The 24,625-nt window shown below is 61.4% G+C and carries 22 protein-coding genes and 1 tRNA gene; 6 read left to right on the forward strand and 17 right to left on the reverse strand.

Going from position 1 to position 24,625, the window contains the following annotated elements:
• Positions 1 to 16: 16 nt before the first annotated feature.
• From I6L46_RS10315 to I6L46_RS10325, 3 genes are all read right to left on the reverse strand, one after another.
• Positions 17 to 874 carry an aldose 1-epimerase gene (locus tag I6L46_RS10315; protein ID WP_302054252.1) on the reverse strand — a complete coding sequence of 286 codons (858 nt, stop codon included), beginning with the start codon at positions 872 to 874 and terminating at the stop codon, positions 17 to 19.
• Entirely contained in the window at positions 871 to 2,322 is a 1,452-nt protein-coding gene (locus I6L46_RS10320) for a sugar porter family MFS transporter (protein WP_033136275.1), read from the reverse strand. Before I6L46_RS10320 ends, I6L46_RS10315 begins: the two co-directional genes overlap by 4 nt.
• Positions 2,323 to 2,394: 72 nt before the next feature.
• Positions 2,395 to 5,673 (reverse strand): DUF5107 domain-containing protein, encoded by a 3,279-nt coding sequence (locus I6L46_RS10325; protein ID WP_216975350.1) that lies wholly within the window; start codon positions 5,671 to 5,673, stop codon positions 2,395 to 2,397.
• Between the two features lie 119 nt (positions 5,674 to 5,792).
• Here I6L46_RS10325 and I6L46_RS10330 point away from each other — a divergent pair, with 119 nt between their 5' ends.
• On the forward strand, positions 5,793 to 6,989 hold the full coding sequence (locus I6L46_RS10330) for an ROK family transcriptional regulator (RefSeq protein WP_254203091.1): 1,197 nt from the start codon (positions 5,793 to 5,795) through the stop codon (positions 6,987 to 6,989).
• Positions 6,990 to 7,028: 39 nt separating this feature from the next.
• On the opposite strand, the gene I6L46_RS10335 is transcribed toward I6L46_RS10330, so the two are convergent.
• A tRNA-Thr gene (locus I6L46_RS10335) sits at positions 7,029 to 7,104 on the reverse strand.
• 89 nt (positions 7,105 to 7,193) lie between these two features.
• Positions 7,194 to 7,934 (reverse strand): phosphatase, encoded by a 741-nt coding sequence (locus I6L46_RS10340; RefSeq protein WP_216975352.1) that lies wholly within the window; start codon positions 7,932 to 7,934, stop codon positions 7,194 to 7,196.
• A 468-nt stretch (positions 7,935 to 8,402) separates the two neighbouring features.
• Here I6L46_RS10340 and I6L46_RS10345 point away from each other — a divergent pair, with 468 nt between their 5' ends.
• The 5 genes from I6L46_RS10345 (at position 8,403) to ruvC (ending at position 16,372) form a co-directional block, all read left to right on the forward strand.
• Positions 8,403 to 9,056, forward strand: a complete 654-nt coding sequence (locus tag I6L46_RS10345; protein WP_005334507.1) for a TetR/AcrR family transcriptional regulator — start codon at positions 8,403 to 8,405, stop codon at positions 9,054 to 9,056.
• A gap of 48 nt (positions 9,057 to 9,104) precedes the next feature.
• The gene (locus tag I6L46_RS10350) at positions 9,105 to 11,444 is read left to right on the forward strand and encodes an acyl-CoA dehydrogenase (protein WP_216975354.1); all 2,340 of its coding nucleotides are present in this window, start codon (positions 9,105 to 9,107) and stop codon (positions 11,442 to 11,444) included.
• A gap of 163 nt (positions 11,445 to 11,607) precedes the next feature.
• Positions 11,608 to 14,670, forward strand: coding sequence for an efflux RND transporter permease subunit (locus I6L46_RS10355; protein WP_216975356.1), 3,063 nt, complete (start codon positions 11,608 to 11,610; stop codon positions 14,668 to 14,670).
• A gap of 15 nt (positions 14,671 to 14,685) precedes the next feature.
• Positions 14,686 to 15,735 (forward strand): efflux RND transporter periplasmic adaptor subunit, encoded by a 1,050-nt coding sequence (locus tag I6L46_RS10360; RefSeq protein WP_216975358.1) that lies wholly within the window; start codon positions 14,686 to 14,688, stop codon positions 15,733 to 15,735.
• A 115-nt stretch (positions 15,736 to 15,850) separates the two neighbouring features.
• Entirely contained in the window at positions 15,851 to 16,372 is a 522-nt protein-coding gene (gene ruvC / locus I6L46_RS10365; RefSeq protein ID WP_005334512.1) for a crossover junction endodeoxyribonuclease RuvC, read from the forward strand.
• 148 nt (positions 16,373 to 16,520) lie between these two features.
• Here the strand turns inward: ruvC and ascL are convergent, their stop codons facing one another.
• The 12 genes from ascL to exsD are packed head-to-tail and all read right to left on the reverse strand — an operon-like array spanning position 16,521 to position 24,585.
• Positions 16,521 to 17,186 carry a SctL family type III secretion system stator protein AscL gene (ascL, locus tag I6L46_RS10370; RefSeq protein ID WP_216975359.1) on the reverse strand — a complete coding sequence of 222 codons (666 nt, stop codon included), beginning with the start codon at positions 17,184 to 17,186 and terminating at the stop codon, positions 16,521 to 16,523.
• Positions 17,165 to 17,791, reverse strand: coding sequence for a SctK family type III secretion system sorting platform protein (locus I6L46_RS10375; RefSeq protein ID WP_216975362.1), 627 nt, complete (start codon positions 17,789 to 17,791; stop codon positions 17,165 to 17,167). The genes ascL and I6L46_RS10375 overlap by 22 nt, the downstream gene beginning before the upstream one ends.
• Positions 17,788 to 18,528: a SctJ family type III secretion inner membrane ring lipoprotein AscJ gene (gene ascJ / locus I6L46_RS10380; RefSeq protein WP_179831119.1), complete on the reverse strand. Its 741-nt coding sequence runs from the start codon at positions 18,526 to 18,528 to the stop codon at positions 17,788 to 17,790. Before ascJ ends, I6L46_RS10375 begins: the two co-directional genes overlap by 4 nt.
• A gap of 6 nt (positions 18,529 to 18,534) precedes the next feature.
• Positions 18,535 to 18,873: a SctI family type III secretion system inner rod subunit AscI gene (ascI, locus tag I6L46_RS10385; protein WP_005320806.1), complete on the reverse strand. Its 339-nt coding sequence runs from the start codon at positions 18,871 to 18,873 to the stop codon at positions 18,535 to 18,537.
• Positions 18,873 to 19,427: a YopR family T3SS polymerization control protein gene (locus I6L46_RS10390; protein WP_040065222.1), complete on the reverse strand. Its 555-nt coding sequence runs from the start codon at positions 19,425 to 19,427 to the stop codon at positions 18,873 to 18,875. Before I6L46_RS10390 ends, ascI begins: the two co-directional genes overlap by 1 nt.
• A complete protein-coding gene (locus I6L46_RS10395) occupies positions 19,424 to 19,777 on the reverse strand; it encodes a YscG family type III secretion system chaperone (RefSeq protein ID WP_216975364.1) in 354 nt (117 codons plus the stop codon). Before I6L46_RS10395 ends, I6L46_RS10390 begins: the two co-directional genes overlap by 4 nt.
• Positions 19,777 to 20,034: a type III secretion system needle filament protein AscF gene (ascF, locus tag I6L46_RS10400; protein ID WP_021229954.1), complete on the reverse strand. Its 258-nt coding sequence runs from the start codon at positions 20,032 to 20,034 to the stop codon at positions 19,777 to 19,779. Before ascF ends, I6L46_RS10395 begins: the two co-directional genes overlap by 1 nt.
• Positions 20,027 to 20,239, reverse strand: coding sequence for an EscE/YscE/SsaE family type III secretion system needle protein co-chaperone (locus I6L46_RS10405; RefSeq protein ID WP_005334536.1), 213 nt, complete (start codon positions 20,237 to 20,239; stop codon positions 20,027 to 20,029). The genes ascF and I6L46_RS10405 overlap by 8 nt, the downstream gene beginning before the upstream one ends.
• Complete coding sequence (gene ascD, locus I6L46_RS10410; protein WP_216975366.1) at positions 20,202 to 21,506, reverse strand: SctD family type III secretion system inner membrane ring subunit AscD; 1,305 nt, start codon at positions 21,504 to 21,506, stop codon at positions 20,202 to 20,204. The genes I6L46_RS10405 and ascD overlap by 38 nt, the downstream gene beginning before the upstream one ends.
• A complete protein-coding gene (gene ascC, locus I6L46_RS10415) occupies positions 21,503 to 23,356 on the reverse strand; it encodes a SctC family type III secretion system outer membrane ring subunit AscC (RefSeq protein WP_167555771.1) in 1,854 nt (617 codons plus the stop codon). Before ascC ends, ascD begins: the two co-directional genes overlap by 4 nt.
• Positions 23,329 to 23,754 carry a YscB family type III secretion system chaperone AscB gene (ascB, locus tag I6L46_RS10420; protein ID WP_017411838.1) on the reverse strand — a complete coding sequence of 142 codons (426 nt, stop codon included), beginning with the start codon at positions 23,752 to 23,754 and terminating at the stop codon, positions 23,329 to 23,331. The genes ascC and ascB overlap by 28 nt, the downstream gene beginning before the upstream one ends.
• A gap of 15 nt (positions 23,755 to 23,769) precedes the next feature.
• A complete protein-coding gene (exsD, locus tag I6L46_RS10425; RefSeq protein ID WP_005334544.1) occupies positions 23,770 to 24,585 on the reverse strand; it encodes a type III secretion system negative regulator ExsD in 816 nt (271 codons plus the stop codon).
• Positions 24,586 to 24,625 lie beyond the last annotated feature (40 nt).

Below are 24,625 nucleotides of genomic sequence, written 5' to 3' on the forward strand. Positions count from 1 at the left end.
ACAAGCCAGATCATTATCAGCCCCCGGACGCCACTGTCAGGGTCATACCGATACTCATGCGGTCACCTCTGGCGAGTAGCTGCAAACCGGGGTGACCGGCCAGGTGGTGGGCATTGGCGGCGTGACTCTGGGGCTCCAGACAAACGAAGCCACTCCCCTCATCGGGCTGATAGAGCATCAGGAAGGCACACTCGCTTGAAACCAGCAGCCGCTGCTGGCGGGCAGGATGGTCAAGCTCGGCCTGACCGCGCCAGCCGCCATAACAGTAGTTGAGCCACCCTTGCGGGCGAGCCCAATGGCGAAAATCGAGGTGGGGCGCCAGCCTGCTCGACCAGTCGGTCGGCAGATGCTCCGCTCCCTCTTGCCAGACGCCGCTCGCCAGAAAACGGATGCGGGTCTGCTCGTCGCGCCAGAAGAAGGGGTGAAAACCCGCGCCGTAGAGACAGGGGCGCTCCCCAAGATGGGTCAGGCTGATTCGCGCCACCAGGCTCGCCCCCTGCAGCCGATAGTCGATCTCCGCCAGATAGTGAAAAGGGCCGCATTGGCTGGTCAACTGCAACGTCACCGAACTGGTAGAACCCGCCACCCACAGCCATGGCTGCAACCAGCCATCGCCATGCAGGAAAAAGTCGGGATCGACGGGACTTTCTGGCAAGCGATGCTCCTCCCCCCATAACTCAAAACGGTTGCCTGCGACCCGGTTGGCCAGCGGCAACATGGGAAACAGCGCGCTCTGGCCGGGATGCCAGGGCTGCGCCAGGTCCGTGTCGCGCAACAGCGGGCGCCCTTTGTCATCCTCCAGCCCCAGCAGGCAGGCCCCTTGTGCAGAGACCCGCATCCGAAGATGCGGGTTATTTAATGTGTAAACCGTCATGCCGAGGCGCTAGCCTTGGTCGGCGTCAGTTCGACCTTGCCCTGGGCCAGTTGGGCTTCCAGTGCCTCCAGCGTGACGCCCTTGGTCTCGGGCACCTTGCGATAGATAAAGATGAGACCGGCAAAACAGATAAGGCCATAGAGCAGGAAGCTGCCCGCAGCCCCCAACCCGGCATTGAGCAGCGGGAAGGTGTAGGTCAGCACGAAGCAGGCGATCCAGAGCGCCAGCGTACCGGCCGACATCGCCAGCCCACGCACCCGATTCGGGAAGATCTCCGAGAGCAGCACCCAGGTAACCGGCGCCAGGGTCAAGGCATAGATGGCGATAGCCGCCAATACCAGCAGCAACACTGGCAGCCCCAGTACGCCTGTGGCGTAGGCCGCCGCCATCATGCCGTAGATAATGGTCAGGCCCGCCGAGCCAATCAGCATCAGCTTGCGGCGGCCAATCTTGTCCACCATGGGCAGCGCGATCAGGGTAAACAGCAAGTTGATAAGACCGGTGGCGACGATGGATTTGAGGGTGCTGTTGATGTCAAACCCGGCGGAGGCAAAGATCTCCTGCGCATAGTTGAAGATGACGTTGATGCCGCACCACTGCTGGAACACCGCCAGCACAATCCCGATGATGAGGATCGGCCGCACCGAGGGTTTGCCCAGCTCCGCCAGCGAGACCTTGTGGGTCTCGCCCACCAGAGTCTGGCGGATATCGGCCAGGGTCTGCTTGGCATAGGCATCCCCGCCAATCTTGCCGAGCATGCGGGAGGCTTTCTCATACTGACCATCTTTGGCCAACCAGCGCGGCGACTCCGGCACGAAGAACATCAACACCAGAAACGCCAACGCAGGTACCAGTTCGGCACCGAACATCCAGCGCCAGCCGGACTGTCCATTCCAGGTCGCCAGAATATCGGCCTGAGTCGCATTGCTTGCCACCGGATCGGCGATCATCAGATTCACCAGCTGAGCCGCCAGCACACCGATGACGATGGTGAGCTGGTTGATGGCCACGAACTTGCCGCGCTTGTTGGCCGGGCTGATCTCGGCGATGTACATGGGCGAGAGCGCAGAGGCCAGGCCGATGCCGATCCCGCCGATGATGCGATAAACCACAAACAGATCGAAGTTGCTGGCCGCAGCCGTGCCCCACGCCGAGATGGTGAAGAGGATGGCGGCCAGGATCAGCGGCTTCTTGCGACCAAAGCGGTCGGCTGACCAGCCGGAGATGGCGGCCCCCAGCACGCAGCCCACCAGCGCCGAGCTCATGGCCCAGCCGGACTGGGCCGGATCCGTGATGGCGAAATAGGCCTCATAGAAGGGCTTGGCCCCGCCAATCACCACCCAGTCATAACCAAACAGCAGGCCACCGCAGGCGGCCACCAAACAGATCATCCAGATGTAGCTCATATTGAGCCCATTCGTATCTAATTGATTTTTCGTGCGTTCCATGACTCATCCTTATCATCTTGTCGATTGTAGGGTGCAGTGGCGCCCCTCACCGTGGCGGGGCGCCGGTTTTTGTTATGAGTGGAGTGACAGCTCGCGGCAGATCAGGGCAAAGAGGTGCCCCTTGTCGTGAGCAGGGTTAAGGATGAGCAGCTCTCGCAAGGTCTGTTCACAACCATCCAGCTGACCCAGCCCTAACAGACCGAGTGCTCTGATCAGCAGACAGTGCTGGCGATGTTTGTGCTGCGGGTCGTCATCCAGCACGATGAGATCCGGCAGTGAGACGGCGAAGAAGTCCGCCTCGACAGACTCGCCCATCGCCTGCTCGGCCCAGCCGACCATTCCTTCAAAGAGACGCTGCGCCTCCGCAACCCGACCAAGACGTGCCAGCGCCATACCCTGATAGAAGAGATAATCCACCGGCTGATCGTTGTAGTAGCGGCTGGCCCCGAGCGAACCCTGACCCAGACAGGCCAGTTGCAGACACTGGGCCGCCAGACTCTGGTTGTCACAGGCCAGATGGCAGAGCGCCAACAGGTAGTGGATATCGTTGTCGGTCTGTCCCACCAGACGTCCCTCCCCCAGATTGAGGGGGTAGTGCAACGCCTGTTGCAGCAACGGAATAGCCTGCTCGTGGCGTCCCTGAATCATCAACGCCAATGCCCGGCGTTGCTGATTGATGAGGTACTGGCCGGTCACCTTGCCCTCGCCCCCCTCCCAGGGGTGGAATTCGCGCAGCCGCAAGATCTCTGCCGCCGCCTCCAGCTGGCCGGTGATGTGATAGAGACTGAGCAGTTCGGCGGTCAGATCGTCGCGCTTGAGGGCGACCTCACGATGCGCCTCCAGCAGCGCCAACCGCTCGCTTGGCGCCATGGCGCAACGCTTGTGCAGCTGATCCAGTTCAAACAGCAAACGGGCATCATCCGGCTTGAGGGAAAAGGCTCGGCTCAGACACTGCTCGGCCGCCACCGGATCGCCGCTCTTGTTGAAGTGATAGATGCCAAGGTTGCGCCATGCCGGGGCAAACCCGGGCGCCTGCTCGCACACCTGCTGCCACAGTGCGATAGCTTGCGGGTAGCTGCGCTTGCTGTAGTGGAAGCAGCCCAGCAGATAGCTGGCAAACCAGCTGTGTGGCAGTTGCGCCAGCATGGCCACCTCGCCAAGGGTATTGGGGAAGCGCACCTTGCGGCTAAAGGCCTGCTCGGCTCGCGCCAGCAGGGCATCCTGCGCCTCACCTTCCGGCAACAATGCAGCCTGGAACAGCAGCGGCAGGGTCTCCTCCACCGGCAGTGTTGAGAGCAGTTGCTGCGCCAGCTCGGGGCGACCCAGCGCCAGCAGATTGCTCGCCAGGAAGCAGACATTCACCCCGCGCCCGTTGCACAGGGTGCGCAGCGCCTCGAGATCGCTTGGCTGCTCGCTTGCCAGCCAGCGCAGGAAGGCCAGCTGATAGTGAAGTGGATAACGAACGCGCTGCTCGTCGATATAGGCGATGGCCACCTCCCGCTGGCCAGACTCCAGCAGCGCCAACCCTTTGAGGGCGATAGCGCCGTAGTGGGTGCCGTTGACGGCAAGACTCTTCTCCACAAATTGCAGTGCCTGCGCGGGATCCCGGCGCACCATGGCGATGCGGGCCAGCCCGAAGAAGCCGCTGTCGCGGCAGTTACCGCTCCAGGTCGCCTTGTAGAAGTCATCGAAGGCGGCATCGAACTGCCCCAAACGTTCCTCGATGTGGCCACGCAGCAAGCTCGCCTTGCCACACTGGGGGTTCTTGTTGAGGCGATGGGCACGGACCAGCGCCTGATTGACGTAGGTCAGCGCCTGCTCATAGTTGGCGCGGTTGTACTCCAGCGTTGCCAGCGCCAGGTTGCAGCGATAGTCGCCGCCATCGAGTTCCAGAGCCCGCTGGTAGTAATCAAAGGGCGAACGGCTGGCATGCAGATACTGCTCAAGATGCTGGCCGATGAAGTAGAGCTCGTCGACCGAGTCGAGATTGACGGCGGGCTCCGGCGCCATAGCGGGATCCGGCAGGGCTTCGCCCGCGGGCTGATGCTCGAGATAGCTCAGGATCGTCTGGCCCTGCTCATCCAGCAGGCGTACCTGCAAGCGTCCCTCGCTGGTGATGGCCTGCGACTCAAGCCAGGCCTGACCCGGCTGCAGATCTAGCGTCTGGGTGAACAGCACGCCACTCTCATCACTCACTTCGAAACGGGCGTGGCACAGCGGCGCGATCGCGTAGGCACCGCACAACAGACCGTCCTCGCTACGCTCCAGCTTGATGGCGGCGCGGGTGTTGGCGTTTTGCAGGGTGCCGAGGGTGTTGTAGGGCAGGAAGTTCTGCACAAACACCTTCTCCTCCCCCGCATCCAGCCAGGTAAAGTCAGGCTGGTTGTCTGTATAGACCCCGGTCATCAGCTCGATGTAGGGGCCGTTGTCATCGGTCAGGTTGCGATCCCAGGCCAGACCGAAGTCACAGTTGCCCCAGCTCCACTGCTTCTTGCCCGGCGAAACGTGGTGATCCGCCACGTGCAACAGGCCGCCCTGCTCGTCATGGCAGTAGGCACCGACAAAGTCGTAGTCAGACTTGTCCGCCATATAGGAGGTGGGTACCGGAATATTGCGGTAACGGGAGATATCGACCCCGGCGGAGTAGTCCACCTTGTAGTAGGTGCCGCGGGCGATGGGGAAGGCACTGACGTCGCGCTTGCCGTGGTCATAGACGGCGGTCACATCGGGCGGGAAGACGCTCTGGTGGGCATCGCCCCCTTTCACCGCCGGGTTGGACCACCAGAGGAAGTGGCGCGGCGTGTCGTTGCCGTTGAACACCTTGCCAGTGATCTCGATGAGCGCCTTGTCGGGATAGAGGGTAAACCCCGCCATCACCTGCAGACCACGCATCGGCTCCACCTCGCCGAGCCAGACGGTCTTGGCGCCGCCCTCCCGTTCCGTAATGGTGAAGTCCACCGGCATGAAAGTGGTGGGTCTGTGGTGCTGCGGCCAGTTGAACTCGATACCGCCGGAAATCCAGGGCCCCACCAACCCCACCAGCGCCGGTTTGATCACCTCGTTGTAATAGACGAAGTCGCGATTCATCACCTTGTCGTAGGCACGGTGGATACGCCCCCCCAGCTCCGGCAGCAGCATCACCTTGATAAAGTCGTTCTCCAGCCAGACCGCCTGATAGGACTTCATCTGCTTCTGGCCGGTGAGGGTATCGATCACCCCATAGGGATAGACAGCCCCCGAGGAGCCCTGATAGACCCGCTTCTCGAGAAACATGGGGTTGGGATCTTCGGCGCCCACCTCGTAGGTCGGCAGGGTGATGGTTTCGACCCAGACCTTGACATCAGCTCTCATCAATTTCGCCTCACTTAATACTTGTTAGTAAAAATTTCAGTGAGGCCAGATTAGAATGGTTAAACCACCATTAATTGCCTAAAGATCACGCAATAAAGTAAGCGGAGTTTAGTGAAGTGATGAGCACAGGGTTGAACAACCAGAAGGTACGCCACCACAACAAGCAGGTACTGCTGGCCCTGCTATACCAGCTCAAGGAGGCGAGCAAGTCCACCCTGGCGCGCCATTGCGAGCTCTCCATTCCGGCGGTCAGCAAGATCCTCGACGAGCTGGTGGCCGAGGGGGTCATCAGCCACAGCGAGCAGAACCTCTCCCAACGCGGCATCAATGGCGGCAGCTACCGCATCGCCAGCGGCCAGGGGGCCATTCTTTGCCTCAATATCAGTCCCACCCATCTGGAGAGCATCTTGGTGGATAACCTGATCACCCCACTGGGTGAGTTCAGCGACCAGAAGATTGCCCCACAAACCCCCGATGAGCTGCTGCACCTGATTGAAGCGCACTACTACCAGCACAAGCGCCGCCACAAGGGACTGGCGATCCGGCTGGCCTTGGCGGTACACGGTCAGGTCAACCCGGCGACCGGGGTATCGCAAACCATGCCGCAAGCCCCCTGGCACGCGCCGGTCGAGCTCAAGTATCTGCTGGAGGAGCGGCTGGGTTGCGAGGTGATGGTGGATAACGACTGCATCATGCTGGCGCTGGCCCAGAAGTGGCAGGGCCGGGAAGGGAACGGGGATTTTTGCGTCATCAACGTCGATTACGGTATTGGCTCGGCCTTTATCATCAACGACCAGATCTACCGGGGCGCCCTGTTTGGCAGCGGCCAGATAGGGCACACCATCATCAATCCGGACGGCAGCGCCTGTGCATGCGGCCGCTATGGCTGCCTGGAGACAGTCGCCTCGCTGTTTGCCATCAAGAAACGGGCCCGGGTCTTTCTCAAACAACAAGCCAGTGCTGACAACCCGGCGCAGACTGGTGTAGAGCTGGATACCGCCCAACTGCTCGCGCTCTACCATCAGGGGGATACCATGATCCGTGCCCTGGTGGACGAAGGGGCCCGCGCCATTGGCCTGAGCCTCTACAACTTCCTCAATATCCTCAACATCAACCGCATCTGGCTCTATGGCCGCAGCTGCCACTTTGGTGAAACCTGGCTGCAAACGATCGTCAGTCAGACCGGCGCCAACCCGTTCGACTGCAGCGATGCGGTCAACGCCACCCATATCCGTTTCGGCCAGCTCAGCCGCGCCCAGCAGGTGATGGGGATTGGCTATCTCTATGTGGAGCGAGCCTTGGCAAAAGCCATGTAAAAAGGGCAGGTTTCACAAATGAAACCTGCCCTCACGATCTGGTGCCGATAAGGGGAATCGAACTCCTGACCTTCGCATTACGAATGCGCTGCTCTACCAACTGAGCTATACCGGCTTGTTGCTCTCCACATTCATGAAAAATGACCGGCAAGTCAATTGAGTCAGCTCGATTTTATGAGTTGGCTCATGGTGTTAGAGTCCGATTTACAGATCTGCAAACTCGGGGATATGGGCCCGGCCGCGGCTCTCGAGAAAATCGAGCAGGGCGCGGGGGGAGCGCACCAGGATCCGCTCTTGCGGGAAGCCCGCTTCGGTCACCAGACGGTGGCAGTGGTCAAAATCGCCAAGAGTAAATGCCACGTGGGAATCGGAGCCGAAGGTGAGATAGGCCCCCAGATCTCGCGCAGCTTCGACTATGGCACGGCAGTTGCCTTCGCTCCCCGGGCGCGAGTGAATGAAGGAGGAGTTGTTGATCTCCAGCGCCACCCGATAGTCCGCAGCCGCCTTGACCACAGCCTGAATGTCGATGGGAAATGAGGGGTTGCCCGGGTGGCTGATCATGTCGACCCGGCCACTCTTGATGGCGTTGATCATCGCCTGGGTGTGGGTTGCCTGATCGCAGGGAGGGAATACCTGCTCATGAAAGCCCGCCATGATCATGTCCAGACGCGACTCATAGCGCTCGGGAAAATCGATCTCCCCCTCCAGGTTTTTGATGTTGGCCTCGATACCCCGCAGGATCCCAACCCCATCCACCACTCTTGGCAATATCGGCAAGTTGGCAAAATGCCAGACATGAGGGGCATCGGCCATCTCGGGGCCATGATCCGTGGTGGCGAACAGCTTGATCCCCTTGGCCCTGGCTATCGGCAGATAGTCGTGGATAGTGCTGTAGGCATGGGTGCTGGCAATGGTGTGAGTGTGGGTATCGACCGGGTACTTCATCTTCTCTCCCCTCATATTTTGAAAGGGCAGCATAGCAAAGAGCGGCAGCTTGGGCCACGCCAGTGCTTGCCACACTTTGTCACAAAATGCCGCGAAGCTGACATAGTCTGAGGGGCTCTGGCTGGCATACTGCCCCCGTCGATACATGCCTGAACTCGCATCGACAGTTTGCTGTCAGGATGACGCGAACTCACTTTCCCCACCGTCGCGCCCTGCGGCGGTTTTTTTTGCCTGCAAGCCGCAAACTGGTAACAAACGCGCAAAAAAAGGCCCAACTAGCATGGTGCAGGTTGGGCGAGACTTAATGTTTAATTGCAGTGGCATAGATATAGAGTCCTGCTTTTTGACTAAGTTCCGCCCACTTTGCTTTTTTCATCGAAAAACATTCCGCTAACACTCATTCACATTCTCTTGACACTTCACGTTATGAAACGTACTTTTTAAACATTCGTTTAAGTGAGGTGTCCAGTGAGTAAAATCGATACCAAAAACCGTATTCTCGACGCCGCTGAAGTGCTGTTTGCCGAGCGGGGATTCGCCGATACCTCTTTGCGTCTGATCACCAGTGAAGCCGACGTCAATCTGGCGTCGGTGAACTATCACTTCGGCTCCAAGAAGGAGCTGATCCAGGCAGTACTCGACCGTTACCTGAGCCTGTTTATGCCCGATCTCGATGCCCGCCTGCGGGTACTGATGGAGCAGGAGCAGCTGACCCTGCTGCAACTGTTTGAAAGTTTTGTCGAGCCGCTGATGAAGCTATCGGCGGTGCGGGCCAACGGCCCGGCCATCTTCATGCAGTTGCTGGGGCGCGGCTATATCGACAGCCAGGGCCACCTGCGCCGCTTTATCACCGCCCACTATGGCCCCATTTTGCAGCGGATCACCCAGGCCATCTCCAAGGCCAATCCGGCCCTGTCGCCGGCGGATCTCTTCTGGCGCCTGCACTTCACTCTGGGCACCGTCGTATTCACCATGGCCTCTGCCGATGCCCTGCGCGACATCGCCCTGGCCGACTTTGGCCAGCAGCTCGATGTGGAAGGGCTGGTGCGCAACGTTATTCCTTATCTGGCGTCCGGAGTCGGGGCGCCCGTGGAGTCGACCAGGCTATCCCTGGCCGTGTAACAACAAACAATAAATCAACGGAAACAGTGAAATAGAAGGAACTTCGGTATGATCACATTGCTTGTCCTGCTGGTGCTGGCGATAGCCGTTGTGCTCGGCGTACCCTCCATCCGTAAAAAGGTGGTAACCCGTCCGGTGTTCGGCATCTTCAAAAAGATATTGCCGCCCTTGTCAGCTACCGAGCGGGAGGCCATGGAAGCTGGCTCCGTCTGGTGGGATGGCGAGTTGTTTCGCGGCAACCCCGACTGGAAAAAACTGCACGGCTACGGCAAGGCCGAGCTGACCGCAGAGGAGCAGGCCTTTATCGACAATCAGGTCGAAACCCTGCTCGCCATGGTTGATGACTTCAAGATCGTCAACGAAACCAAAGACCTGCCAGAGCCGGTGTGGGACTATCTGAAGAAGGAAGGCTTCTTCTCCCTGATCATCCCGAAATCCTACGGCGGCCGCGAATTCTCGGCGATTGCCAACTCCACCATCGTCACCCGTATCGCGACCAAGAGCCTGAGCGTGGCGGTTACCGTCATGGTGCCCAACTCCCTCGGCCCGGGCGAGCTGCTGATGCACTACGGCACCCAGGCCCAGAAAGATTTCTGGCTGCCGGGGCTGGCCAATGGCAAAGAGGTGCCCTGCTTCGCCCTGACCGGGCCGGAAGCGGGCTCCGATGCGGGTGCCATTCCTGACAAGGGGATCGTCTGCAAAGGGATGCACAAGGGTGAAGAGATGCTGGGTATTCGCCTCAACTGGAACAAGCGCTACATCACCCTGGCGCCGCGCGCCACCGTGCTGGGGCTGGCATTCAAACTCTATGACCCGGAAAAACTGCTGGGTGACAAGGAAGAGCTCGGCATCACCTGCGCGCTCATCCCCACCAGCCACCCGGGCGTGCGCGTCGGCGATCGCCACTACCCCATGGGTCTGGCGTTCCTGAACGGCCCGACCTTCGGCAAGGATGTGTTCATTCCGCTCGACTGGATCATCGGTGGCCCGGATTACGCAGGTCGCGGCTGGCGCATGCTGGTGGAGTGTCTCTCCGCCGGTCGCGGCATCTCGCTGCCTGCTCTGGGTACCGCCTGTGGTCACATGGCGAGCCGCACCGTGGGCGCCTACTCCTATGTGCGCAAACAGTTCGGCATGTCCATCGGCAAGTTTGAAGGGGTACAGGAAGCGCTGGCCCGCATCGGCGGCCTCACCTATCAGCTGGAAGGGGCTCGTCGCATGACCGCCGGTTCCCTGGACTTGGGTCAGGCACCGGCCATCGTCACCGCGATTTCCAAGTACCACATGACCGAGATGGCGCGCCAGATCATGGATGACTCCATGGACATCCACGCCGGTCGCGCCATCCAGCTCGGTCCGAAAAACTACACCGGCTACGCCTACATGGGGATTCCGGTCGCCATCACGGTGGAAGGGGCCAACATCCTGACCCGCAACCTGATGATCTTCGGGCAAGGGGCCACTCGCTGCCACCCGTATGTCTTTGCCGAGCTGGAAGCGGCGGCCGATACCGACGTGGAACGCGGTCTCGAGAAGTTTGACGCCCTGCTGATGAAGCACATCGCCTTCGGCGCCGGCAACTTCTTCGGCTCCCTGTTCCAGGGGCTGACTCTGGGCCAGTTCAACAGCGCGCCGGTAGCCGGTGAAACCGCTCGCTACTACAAGCAGCTCTCCCGCATGAGTAAAGGGCTGGCCCTGTGCGCCGACGTCTCCATGCTGATGCTGGGGGGCGATCTCAAGCGCAAGGAGATGATCTCCGCCCGTCTGGGTGACGTGCTGAGCCATCTCTATCTGGCCTCCGCCACCCTCAAGCATTACGAGGATCAGGGCCGCATGGTCTCCGATCTGCCGTTCGTGCAGTACGCGGTGGAGCGCAACCTCTACCTGATTGGCAAGGCGTTCGAGGGCTTCTTCCAGAACTTCCCGAACAAGGTGGTGGGTGCCGTACTCAAGCGCGTGGTGTTCCCGTTCGGCGTCGGTTACAAGATGCCGGCCGACGATCGCTGCCACGCCATCTGTCTGGCCATGATGAAGCCGGGCGAGTTCCGCGACCGTCTGACCGCCCTCTGCTATGTGGGCAAGGACGAGGCGGATCCGGTCGGCCTGATGGAGCGCGCCTTCCAGGCCATGGTCGCTGTGCAGCCCTACGAGAAGAAGCTGGTGCAGGCCCAGAAAGAGGGCAAACTGCCCCGCAAACTGGCGCTGCCGGAGCTGGTTGCCGCCGCACTGGCCGGTTCCATCCTGAGCAAGGACGAAGCGGACAAGCTGCTGGCCGCCGATGCCCTGCGCTACGAAGCGATTCAGGTAGACAACTTCGCCCCGGGCGAGCTGGAAGGCTTCTCCCAGCAAGCAAACAAGCAGCCAAACAAGGTCGAGCACGCAGCCTGATCCCTTGGCAAACCAGTACCAAACCGGCCCTCGTGGCCGGTTTTTTGTTTGTTAACCATGCATTTACAAGCCGGGAGAATTCCAGTTAAATGCTTGAGTCCCTGTTGCAGGGGCTTTGGAAGCAAGGCCAGCGGAATGGCCAATAACAACTCAGGAAGAGTGAATGAACCTCGCCAAAACGGCGATCGAACGCCCCATCTGGGTGGCGGTCTCGATCGTGCTGATTTTCCTGCTGGGCCTGCTCAGCATCCGGGGACTGCCGATCCAGCTGTTCCCCGACATCGACCGTCCACACCTCAACATCTCGGTGAGCTGGCGTTCCGCCTCGCCGCAAGAGATGGAGTCGGAGATCACCGACCCCATCGAGCAGGAGATGCAGGGGGTGCAAGGGCTCAAGAGCCTTGTCAGCAACAGCTATCCCGGCTTCACCGAAATCGACATGGAGTTTGCCCTCGGCACCGACATGCAGCGGGCCCAACTCGATGTGATTTCGCGACTGAACCGGGTCTCGGGACTGCCGGACAAGATTGGCGGCCCCTACGTCAACAACTACAGCAGCAACGACACCCTCACCTTCTTCTTCATCCAGCAGCTGCCCGGCGCCAAGGGGGTGATCGATGATCATCAGGCGTTGATCGAGGCGCGGGTCAAACCCGAGCTGGAGCGCATTGAAGGGGTCTCGACGGTCGCAGTCGAGGGGATCAACGAGCGCCAGATCCAGATCCGCTTCGACCCCTATCGCGCCGCCGAGCTGGGGGTGGAGATACCGGTACTGGCCAGCCGTGCCACCACCGGCTGGGACGTGTCGGCCGGTACCCTCGACATCGGTCGCTGGGAGTACAAGCTGCGCTTCGCCGGTCGCTATAATGTCGAGACGCTGGGGGACAAGGTGGTGGACTGGCGCAATGGCCTGCCCATCTATCTGCGGGATGTAGCGGAGGTAAGGGTCGCACGGGAGGAGAACCCGGTGCTGCGGATCCAGAACGGCAATACCGCCATCGCTGCCCAGATCTTCAAGGAGAGCGGCGCCAATGCCCTGGCCTCCCTTGAGGCGATCAAGGCCCGGGTGAACGAGCTCAACCGGGAGGTGCTGGAGCCGGTCGGGCTGCACATGGAGCAGTCATTCGATGCCTCCCTCTACATCAATCGCGCCGTCAGCATGGTCACCGCCAACCTGGGGCTCGGGGTGCTGCTCTCTTGCGCCATCCTCTGGCTCTTCCTGCGCCAGCTCAAGGCGACCCTGATGATTGCCCTCGCCATCCCCATCAGCATCATGCTCACCTTCTGCCTGCTCAAGGTGATGGATCGCACCCTCAATATCATCTCGCTGGCGGGCATCGCCTTTGCCGTCGGCATGGTGCTCGACGCCGCCATCGTGGTGCTGGAGAGCATCTACCGACGCCACGAGCGGGGGGATTTGAGCAAGGCGGAGGCGGCGCTCGAAGGCACCCGTCAGGTGTGGACGGCGCTGGTCGCCTCCACCCTCACCACGGTTGCTATCTTCCTGCCGGTGCTGCTGCTCAACGATGTGGAGGGTCAGCTGTTTGCCGATCTGGCGCTCACCATCGCCTGCGCCGTGACAGTCTCCATGCTGGTCGCCGTCATCGTGCTGCCTGCGGTGGCGGCGCGCTGGATGGGACATGAAACACTGACCGATCCCTATGAGTCGCTGTGGCAGCGCACCACTCGTCATGTGATCCGCTGGACCTCGACCTCACGCCAGCGCTGGACGGTCATCACCCTGATGATGAGTCTGCCGGCACTGGCCACTTGGGCGCTGCTGCCCAAGATGGACTATCTGCCGGACGTGAAACGGGACGCGGTGGATGTCTGGATGAACTTCACCCCCGGGGTCAACCTCAAGGCCCAGCGCGAAGAGGTGATCGATACCCTGATCGCCCGCCTCGCCCCCTACATGAAGGGGGAGAAAGAGCCTGCCCTCAAGAACTACTACATCTTGCGCTACCCGGGGGGCGCCCAGATTGGCGTGCGCCCCAAAGACGAAAACCGTATCAAGGAGCTGGAGAGCCTATTGATGAAACAGCTGCTGGTGGGTATTCCCGACACCCGGGTGTTCGGCGGTCAGGGGTCGCTGTTTGGCGGCTTTGACAGCGAAAACGGCGTCTCCCTGCTGCTGCAGGGGGGTAACCTGCCCGAGCTCTATCAGGCGGCCCGAGCCAGCATGGGGATCCTCAGCAAGGACCTGCCGGGAGCACAGATCCGACCCGAGCCGAGTCTCGACTTCACCGCCCCCGAGCTCAAACTGGTGCCGCAAGATCGGCGTCTCGCCGAAGTGGGTTGGGATCGCACGCCCTTGCCCACCATCATCCAGACCTTTGGCGACGGCTTGCGGGTTGGCGAGTATTTCGATGACGAGGAGCGGCTCGACATCATGCTGATGGGGCAGAGCTCCGCCAATCCGGACGAACTGAAGGCAGTGCCGCTAGCCACCCCCTCCGGGCGCATCGTCCCCCTTGGCGAACTGCTGCGGGTAGAGCACGACATGGGCCCGGCCAGCATCTTCCGGGCCGATGGGCGGCGCAGTATCAGCCTGCAGATAGTCCCTCCGGCGGGCATGACCATGGAGCAGGTGATCGACACCCTGAAAAACCGCAGTTTTGCCGCCATCCGCCCCCTGCTGCCCGCCGGTGGCGAGCTGCGCATTGCCGGCAACGCCGACAGCCTGCAACAGGCGCTCGACAATCTGGGGACCATCTTCCTGTTCGCCGTGGTGATCCTGCTGGTGCTGCTGTGGGGGGTGTTTGCCTCCCTCAAGGATGCCCTGCTGGTGCTGCTCACCCTGCCCCTTGCCTCGGTTGGCGGCGTGCTGGCGCTGCAACTGAGCGGGCTGCTGGTGCCGCTGCCGATGGATCTGCTCACCATCATCGGCTTTGTCATCCTGCTGGGACTGGTGGTCAACAACGCCATCCTGCTGGTGCATCAGACCCGCACCGCCGAGCGGGGCGGCATGAACCGCCAGCTGGCGGTGGCCGATGCCCTGCAAAGCCGGATGCGTCCCATCGCCATGACCAGTCTCACCAGCATCTTCGGCATGCTGCCGCTGATGCTGAGCCCGAGCGAGGGGAGCGAAATTTACCGCGGGCTCGCCACCGTCATTGTCGGCGGCATGAGTTGCAGCACCCTGTTTACCCTGATCCTGTTGCCTGCCTTCCTGCGTCTCGGGGAGCAGGTGGCGATCCCACAACCCCTGCGCCAGCGGGCCTGAGCAAGGAGCTCATCAATGACACATATGATCACCCGAATATTGGCTGGCGCTGCGCTGATTGCAGGCAGCGCGCTACCGGTAATGGCCGATCAGGGCAAGATGGTGACCCTGGCGGATGTGACCCAAGGGGATGCGGCCGCCAATATCTGGGTCAGCGGCACGGTGGCGAGTCGCCAGCAGGCGGCGCTCAGCGCCGAAGTGAGCGGCCGGGTGGAGTGGATCGCCGAATTTGGCAGCCGGGTCAAAAAAGGAGATGAGCTGCTGCGCCTCGACAGTACGGCGCTGCGCCTCTCGCTGGAGCAGGCTCGCGCCGAGCAGGCGAAATGGCAGAGCAACCTGCGCTTCGCTCGCGCCGAATCCCAGCGGATCACCCGGCTGCACCAGCAAAAGAGCGCCTCCCAAAGCCAGTACGACAAGGCCAGTTATGATGTGGAGCAGGCCGCGCTGGCCGAGCGCCTGGCCGCCATACAGGTGAACCAGATTGAAGAACAGCTGCGCCGCAGCCACATCTATGCCCCGTTCGATGGGGTGGTGAACAACCACTTCATCCAGCCCGGCGAGCATGTGGACGCTGGCGAGCAGGCGCTGGAGCTGGTCAACCCGGATCAGCCGGATATCCGCCTGCAGGCCCCCATCCTCTGGGCCCAGCAGCTGGCGCCGCAAACCCGGCTGCGGGTGGAGGGGGAGCAGCTGAGCGGTCACGGCGTCTATTACCAGCGAGCCGCCAGCGCCGATCCCAAGTCGCGCCTCATCGAGTTGCGCCTCAAACCGGAAGCGGGCACCTTCATCATCGGCTCGCCGGTACGGGTTGCCCTGCCACTGGGGGATCAGCAGAGCATGCTGCTGCCCCGTGACGCTCTGGTGCTCGGCACCGATGGCAGCGTGGTCTATCAGGTGGCGCGAAGCGGCAAGTCGCTCAAGGTTAATCGGGTGCCGGTCACCGTGCTGTTTGGCGACAGCCAGCAGGTAGCGGTGAGCGGCGCCCTCAAGCAGGGGGATCGGGTGGTGGTGCGCGGTGCCGGCAGCCTGCAGGATGGCGACACCATAGAATTGTTCAAGGGGTAGCCACGCCCGACGCAGGCTGGCCAATCTTTACCCGCTTGACCCGGGACATACAGCCAAACGGGCCACAGTTTGCTATCTTGGCGGCCATCACTCGCGTTTAGAGCAATCAACACCCATGAGCATTATTTTGGGCATCGATCCGGGTTCACGGATCACCGGATACGGGGTTATCCGGGTCGTGGGCGGCAAGGCCGAATACTTGGGCTCTGGCTGCATCCGCACCGATTGCGGCGAGCTGCCGGAGCGCCTCAAGCAGGTCTATGACGGGGTATGCGAGATCATCACCCAGTTCAAACCCACCGAGTTTGCCATCGAGCGGGTCTTTATGGCCCGCAACGCCGACTCGGCCCTGAAACTGGGACAGGCCCGGGGCAGCGCCATCGTCGCCGCGGTCAACGCCTATCTGCCGGTGAGCGAATACTCTGCCACCCAGATCAAGCAGGCAGTGGTGGGCACTGGCGGCGCCGCCAAGGAGCAGGTGCAGCATATGGTGACCCATCTGCTGAAACTCTCCGCCACCCCGCAGGCGGATGCAGCAGATGCCCTCGGCGTCGCGCTCTGCCACCTGCACACCCGCCAGAGCCTGATCAAGATGGCCGGCCGCGCCAGCAGCTCGGTACGTGGCCGCTATCGCTGAGCCCTTATGTCGCCCACGGCTCGTCTCTGTGTCAGCAAATAAAAAACCGCCCCAGATCTCCGGGGCGGTTTTGTTTTACGCAGGTAACAACCGGCGGGACTTGTCAGATGAATGTTCTCTCACGTAGCCGGCCATATATTCAGCCGCCTTATTCAACCGCGGTATTCGCCCCGGCGAGTCGGGCCTGCTGTTCACCACGCTTTTCCAGCGCCGAGCTCATGGCGAAGGAGAGCGCCTCCAGCTGGCCATCGAGGCTGGCGTCGATGATCCCCACCTCGGTCTCGAGAATGCAGCCCCCCTGATCGAGGCGGGCATCGGCGGAGATCTCGAGATAGCCGATTTCGGGGAAATCCTTGTGTACCCGGGCAATCTGGTCGCGCACCGCCTGCACCTGCTCGGGATGAACCCGTATCGTCACCTGCTTCTGGTTGCTCACCAGCGAGAGCGCCTCGCGCACCACCTTGAGGGTGAGCGCCACCTGATCGTAATCGTGCAGGATCTTGCGCACCGCCTGCAGCACCACCTCGCTCATCTGCTGCTCCACGGTGCGATAGTACCCCTGGCACTGCAACTGGGTCTGGTGGATCAGCACCGCCTGTTCGCGCCGTGCCTCATCAATCCCGGCTTGCCAGCCAAGGCTCTTCTGCTCTTCATAGACGGCGCGGGCCTCCGCCACGATATCAGCCGCCTGGGCGCGGGCGGCCTCTACCAGCTCCTGTGCGCTCAGGTAGGAGAGGTAATCCTGGCTACGCAAAATACGCTGGCTTGGCGCCAGTTGCAGATGGTCACTCTTTATTTCAACAAATGGCAGCATTGGGGGGTTACCTGTTTGGCAATCTTGAGACAAAGCGCCCGGGCCAGTGGCAGCTGATCAGCCGCCAAAGGCCATGATGGTCCGGGTGGCGCAGGGGGAAGTCGCAGGGTGAGACGGCGAGCCCAGTCGGGGTAGCCTGCCCCGGCCGCAGCCAGCCAGAACTGCAAGCCCGCCTCTTCCAGCCCCCCCTCATCGAGCTGAGCGGGCAGAGGCTGCTGCCAGCCAGCGGGCCAGGGGCCGATCAACAAGTCGAGCTGGGAGAGTACGGCTCTGTGCCCCTCCTCCCCCAGCAGGGCGATGATCTGGCGCAGCGTTGGTGCCAGCAAGCAGTGACGGATCGCCTCGCCGTGCAGCACGGCCCCCAAACGGCGCAACAACAGCACCAACTCACTTTGGGGAAAGAGCGCCAATCCACCCAGAGGCACTGGCATCTCATAACCAATCCCCAGCGCCAGCGCCTCGAGCAGAGCGCCGTTACTGGCTGTCAGTGTTCGCCACTCGGGCAGGAGTTTGGGCACCTGCGCCCAGGATGAGGGCAGGTGCGCCTCATGGAGGTAACTGGCCGGGCAAAAGCGCAGCTGATAGGGGGTCAAACCGACCGTCATCCGCGACTCCGGCTCCGGTGCCACATGTATTGCGCCAGGTTGCTGGTCACCACCAGCGCCAGCAACAGGGCAATCAGGCCGCCCAGCCGCCACTTTGAACCTTCGCTCACTTCAATGGAGAAGAGCGAGGTATTGCGCGGCATCAGCGGGCTCTGGCGCACATCCGCCGAGGGCACCAGCACCACGCTGATCCGGTCGTAGGCGAGCCCCTCGATACTGTTGTTGACTAACTGCTTGATCTGCGGAATGTAGGTATCGAGCTGGATATCCGCCGCATGCTTGATAAAGACCGAGGCCGAGGCGGGAGAGGGTTTCTTGCTGATCCCTTCATTGCCCTCCGGCAGCACCACATGGACGCGAGCCACCAGCACGCCGTCTATTTCCGACAGAGTGTTGGAGATCTCCTGCGCCTTGGCATAGGTGAGGCGAGCCCGCTCCTCGGTGGGCGAGGAGATGAGGCCATCCTTGGGAAACACATCCTGCAGAGTGGAGAAGCTCTCTTTTGGATAGCCCTTGCGTTTGAGGGTCTCGATGGCCTGCGCCACGTCGGACTCCTCCACCAGCAGCTTGATGCGGCCATCCTTGTCCGGCTGCTTGTCCGAGGCGATCCCCTCGGTTTGCAGCAACGCCAGCATCTCGTTGCCCTCTTTCTGAGTGACCCCGGTATAGAGCTCCACTTTGCAGCCACTGAGCAGCAACGAGGCGCCAAGCACCCCCATCAGCATCGATCTCTTCACACTACCTCACTGGGTCTTCAACAGGGTTTCTACGTTCTGGCTCATCTTGCCCACTGTCTTGGCAATCAGCTCCTCCTGCATGGTGATCCGCATCAGCGACCACTGCATCTGCATCAGGCTGTTGGGATCATCCCCCGGGGTGGCCAGCTCGGCTTGCAGGCTCTGCTTGGCCTCGACAAACTGCTGCTTCAACTCCCCCAGCTCCCCGAGCAGAGAGCTCCCCATCCCCTGGGATGTGCTCCCCATCGCCTGTTCAAAACTGGCGACATGGGGCGAGGAGAGATCCACCGCTTTCAACTCATCCAGGCTGGTTACCACCGCCTGGGCAGACTGTGCAATTTCCATCACGCCTCCAGATCAAGTTTGTGCGAATTGCGCATCAGATTGTCTACCATGCCGTTGAGCGGGATCAGGGTCATCAGCTCGCGCCGGGCCAGTGCATCGAGAAATTGATGCCCCGCAGGCACGGCGCCCTGCCCGTCCCTGAGCTCGCTCAACAAGTTCAGCAACACCTTCTCCCGCCGCGACGCAAGGGGGTCAAACTCCCGCATGGTGGCTCGCAGCTCCGGCAGATCGATGGCATCCACCACCGGCGACTGACGCTCGCCAAAACGCGCGATCAGCTTGTCGGTGACCGGGGCAAACAATTGCTTGCCAATCTCCGGCGCCGGTTTGTCGCCCTGTTGGTAGATCTGCCAGAGCAGTTCACGCTTGGCGGCTGGTGTTACACCGGCCAGCAAACCCTCAAGGGGTGTCCCCTGTTGCCAGCGTTCGAACAGATCCGGCTCGGGGGTCTTGGCCAGCAGTCGCTCGAACTGGCGTTGGGCCATGGATTCGGGCGGGGGTGGCTGACGCAACGGCTGCTCTCCCCCAAGCTGATCGCTGCCTTCAATTTTCATGAGGTCATCTGCTCGCGCAGGCCTGCGGCAAACTGTTGCAAGGTTGGCTGACCGCTCTGTTCCAGTCGCAGCAACCGTGCAGCCAGCGCCTCCTGCCGACCAAGCCGCCACTCGCACAGGGCCAGCCAGGGTTCGATATCCGGTGTGCAGTGCTCGCCACCAAGCTGCAAAGCGGCCTGGTAATCCCCCCGGTTCATCAGGGAGGAGAGGCGAATGAGCGTTACACATTCGGTTATCTCCGGCGCACCAGCCAGCCAGTCGGCGATGGTGGCCGCCTCCTGGTGACAATGGTGGCCGGTACCAGCCAGCGCAAGTTCGGCCAGTTGTCGCTTGAGTTCAGGGTTCATCATCAAATCTTCTGCAAAATACCCTGCATCAGGTCTTTCATGGCCCGAGTCACGGTGGAGTTGATGTTGTAGATCACCGACCATTTGTTGATCTTGTGCTGCAGCTCGGCCAATAGCGCCGGGTTATCCGGATTGGTTTTCATCGCCTCAATGGCCTTGTTGACCTCGGTGTTGGCGGTGTTGGCCTGACCAGAAAGGTTTTCTGCCACTTGATCGAGGGTGTTACTGTTCTTGTCCGTATAGGTAAAGTAATCAGCCATGGTTGTGCTCCTTTATCTTGCCAATGATCGTGAGCCCCGCCTCGATGGCGTCGGCCTGTTGTTGCCACTCCCGATACTGTTGCGGGGTTCCCCCGCGCAGCAGTTGTCGTTTCACTTCTCCCTGCGCCTGAACAAGCTGCTCATGCAGCTCACGGGCAAAGGCGGGATCAGCGCCGGACAGTCGCGCTTCCAAACTGGTCATCATGCCGCTCGGCTCCTTTTAATTTGACGATGTATTGCTGCTTGCCCTTGCTCACCACCACCGCATCGGGGCGAATAGCCAGCACCCGCACGCCGCTGGAGGTTGCGCCCCCAACCGGATAGCGCTGGTTGTCTGCCAGCACCACATAAGGCACCCGGCCAAACGAGACGCTGCGCACATCGAACTCCAGCTCATCCTGACGCGGCGTTCTGGTCTGGTTGATCAGCTCCAGCGTCGGGTGTGTACCGAACTCTCGGCGAAACTGTTGATTGACCTGCTGAAACTGGCTGAGCTGGCGCTCATCCAGCTGGCCGGAGAGTTCGAGTCGCCCACCTGCCTCGCGCACCCGCAATGTCCCAGCCAGCCCCTGCTCCTGCAGCAAGGCATCGAGGCGCTTGCGATAAGCCCCGGCAATCTGTACCTGATTCTCAATCCCCAGCAGGCCGGGTACCTCCTGCTTGAGCAGAGATTCAATGGTGCTCCATTTGCCATCCTGCCCCTGAATTTCACCACTGAGCTTGAGCCAGCCGGGCTCCTTGCCATTGCGGATCTGCAGCTGTTCATAACCCAGCTTCTGCAAGATAAAGCCGGCACCCTGCCGCAAATCTTCCATGGTGCGCAGCTCCAGCCGGTAGCTGAAACCCTTGCTGTCGAGGTACTGCTGCAAGGCAAGACGCGCGCTGTTCTCATCGACATAACCCGAGAGTTGCCACAGCTCGGGGTCACTGCTGTTCAGCACCACCTGACGGTAGTTTGGTGCGGCCAGAAAGCGCTTCAATGCCTGCTCACTGCGGGCGGATTCGTTCTCGTCGGCGCCATGCCACCAGCCCGTGCCGAGCAGCAAGACCACGGCGACCACCAGACTCAGGCAGAGGACCCCCATCCAGACATCGGCGCCCGCTGCCCGCCGCCGCGGCGCACGAGAAGGAGCAACCACCGCCGCCAGTGCCTCAAGCTGTTCGGGTAGCGAACGACTGTTGTCACAGAAGCTCCAGAGCAGCGGGCCTGCCTCCAGTCGCGTCCCCGCCCTGAGCGTCTCTCCCGCGGTCAGGGCGACACCGTCCTGAGTCGGGGTAATACCGTCCGCCCAGGCTTGCAGGGTGATCCCTTCCCCATTCACCAGCAGTACCAGATGCTCGGGGGCCATCCCCTCATCCACCAGCACCAGATCAGCCTTGAGGGGATCGGAACCTATGACCAGACGCCCCTCTGGCAGAGGAACTTCTACCCCGCGGTTGAGCCCGCGATATACGCGGCACTTCCAGCTCATCGGGTCGCGCCCTCATTGCCCGCCTGCACGCACCAGCTGGCGGCCGGTGTACATTTTTGATCCTTGTTCATTTCGACCAGACGCCACCCCAGCTCATTGCCCATCCGGCACTGAGTGAGAGACGAGCTCTTGCCCCCCTGACGCAGCAGTTGCTGCACATCGCGGGCTGCAGCCAGCGGCTGGCATTGCGCGCCCCCCAGCACCTTGCCAAGGGAGAGACTCTGATTGGAGATCTCATCAGCCCCGAGCACCCCGGCTCGCAGATCCTGACCATTGCCCAGCGCCAGATAGTGGGCAATACCGTCATCAATCAGACGAGGCTCGATGATAAAGAGCCGCACCGAACGACGAGTCTGGGTGTCCTTGCTACGGAACAGCGCCCCCAGATAAGGGATGTCACCAAGGAAGGGCACCTTGCTCAGGTTCTCGCTCATCTCGTCGCGGTAGATACCGCCTATCAGCAGGCTCTGGCCGTGGCCGACCCGGGCGATGGTATCGACCACGGTGCGACTGATGGTGGGAATGCCATCGGCCCCCGCACTGTTGGGTTTCTGGTTGCCATCCTCGATGTGGAGGCTCAGGCTGATCTCGGGTCTGTCACCCATCTGGATCACCCGGGGGGTCATCCGCAACATGGTGCCGTAAGTGATCCCCTGCAGCTCGGCCACCCGCTCACCGCTGATCTTCACGTAATAGGTTTCGCTGTGGTCGATCACCGCCTGGGTGTTTTCCTGGGTCAGCAAGGTCGGGCGGGAGACCACCTGGGCATTGCCTTCGTTTTCCAGCAAGTTGACCCGGGCCAGCAGATAGTCGAGTCCCTTGGAGTCCACCAGACTGCCGAGCGCAGCGCCCCCTTCAATTCCTTTGCGATCGCCGGTGGTCTTGATAATCACCTGCTGGTTGGAACCGGTACGGATCCCCACTCGCCAATCCACCCCCAGCTGGGAGAGATCCTCGGCATTGATGTCGATGATGGAGAGCGCTACCTCAATGCGGGCCGCCGGTTTGTCGAGCGCGGCGATCAGCTTGCCGTACATCGCCATCCGCTCCGGAGCATCGCGCACGATCACCGCATTGAGGGAAGGATCGGCCTGCACGATGGCCTGACCGGAGGTGGCCGTCGCGGCCTTGCTACCCTCGCCGTTGACCATCTGCACGCCAGCATCGCTCAGCAGCTTGGCCAGAATGGTCGCCACACCAGGCGCCGCCACATCAGTATCGCGGTACTGGATGGAGCGATCGGTCGCCGAGGCGTACTTGAGGGGGAAGATCTCGATGGCCAGCGGCCCGGTCTTCTCGCTGCGCAGCTGGGATTGTTGCTCCAGTGCCAGCGCGGTCTGCTCGATCAGCTCAAGGTAACGGGGCGGGCCGGAGACATAGACCAGCCGGTTATCCGCATCGGGGCGCCAGCCAAAGCGGGGCTCCCAGATCCCGGCTCGTTGCAGCGCCTGCTTGAGTTCTGCTGCGCCAGTCTGCTCCAGATTGATGAGACGGGACTGCACTTCGCTGTTCTTGAAGACGTAGAGCACATTGCCGTCGTAGTACCAGACCAGGTTATAGAGGGAGGAGAGCTGCTGCAAAAAGGCGAGCGGCTCGTCATGCTCAAACTGACCGTTGACCTGATCGTTGACCTTGTCGCTGACCACCACCGAGACCTCGTAGTTGGCACCGAAGTTGACCAGCACGTCGCGCAGACTCTCCCCTTCTGCCACATAGCTGTAAGGCATGGGCACCCAGTCCAGCTCCTGTGCCATGGCGGGACGCTGCCACGCCATCACGGCGAGGCAGATCCACAACAGGGGACGCAGCAGGGGTTGCACACTCAAGGGTGCCATATCATCTGTCTCCATTGGGGGGCCAAGGCGGCCTCGGTCAATTGGGGTTCCAACCGCTCCAGCAGGGCGATGTGCTGGCTCAGGCGCTCCGCCAGCAGCGCCTCGTCGAGCCACTCCAGCGCGAGCCGCGCCTCCAGCTGCAAATTGCCAAGATCGTCCAGCACCAGGGCATGGGGGGCATGACGGCCCCAGGCCACCACCTGTTGCAACAGACGCTTTAGCAGCGCCGGATCATGGGCCTCAGCGTCATTCCTCTGGCTGCTTGCAAGCGGGGTACTCAGCAGCAATTCACCGTTTCTGGGGGTCAGAAAGAGGGGATAACCATCGATCCGCAGATGGTACTTTCCCTGTGCGTCGGCAATAAAAGGCCCTTGGCCAAGGTTTGCGGCCAATCGATTCAGTAGCGTTTGCATAGTTCCTCGGGCTATCTAGGGCGCAGGAGGCTGCCAGTAGAAGTGATCCTGACCCAGGGCAATGCCCCGGCCGGCCAGCCACTCATGCAGGGTTAGGGCTGCCTCATCCTGATGGGGCAGAGCCTGCAGGGCATGCCAGAATGTGCCGAGCTCGAGCGGTACCGGCATCAGGTGAACCGGGTCCCCCTCCTTGCTCGTTTGCGCATACCAGGCAGGCCAGGCCAGCTGGAGACGTGTCTCACAATCAGTCTGCAGCCGGGTTAGCTCCTGCTCGCGCTGGTTCAACTGCTCAAGCTGATCGGCGATCCGGCTCTCCAGATCCGCCGGTACATCGACCACGGTCTGCCAGAACACAGCCTGGGCATTGAGCTGGCGGCGCATCACCTGCAACTGCTCCAGTTCGTTAAGCCAGGCGCCGTAAAGTGGTTCAAGACGCTGAACCCACCAGCGGTGCAAGGGATAGAGCACCCAGTGCCACAGCAAGGGACGATCCGCCAGATTGATGCGGTCCCCCAGCTGCTGCATCCAGTCACAACGCTCGCTGCCTGCCAGCCGCAAGATCTGTTGCAGCTCCTCACGCGAGACCGCCAGCGCGGCATCGAGACGGCGCTGAAACCAGATGGAGCCCAACAGGCTCTCCAGTCGGGTTCTTGGCAACAGTCGTTGCAACAGGGCCATCTGCTGCGAGGTGATCACGCCGGCATCCTGATAACGGAGCACGGACAGCTGGCCGACCAGACGATCCCGACTCAGGGTATCTGGCTGGACAACGGTAACCCGACGACCTGCAAACAGGCCCTGGTTAGGTGAATGGTGATCTTGCTGACTCATGCTATGCCTTGCTCATCTTGCTGCGGGCAATAATGGAATG

This window comes from Aeromonas sp. FDAARGOS 1416 (assembly GCF_019048085.1).
Classification (GTDB): Bacteria; Pseudomonadota; Gammaproteobacteria; order Enterobacterales; family Aeromonadaceae; genus Aeromonas; species Aeromonas veronii.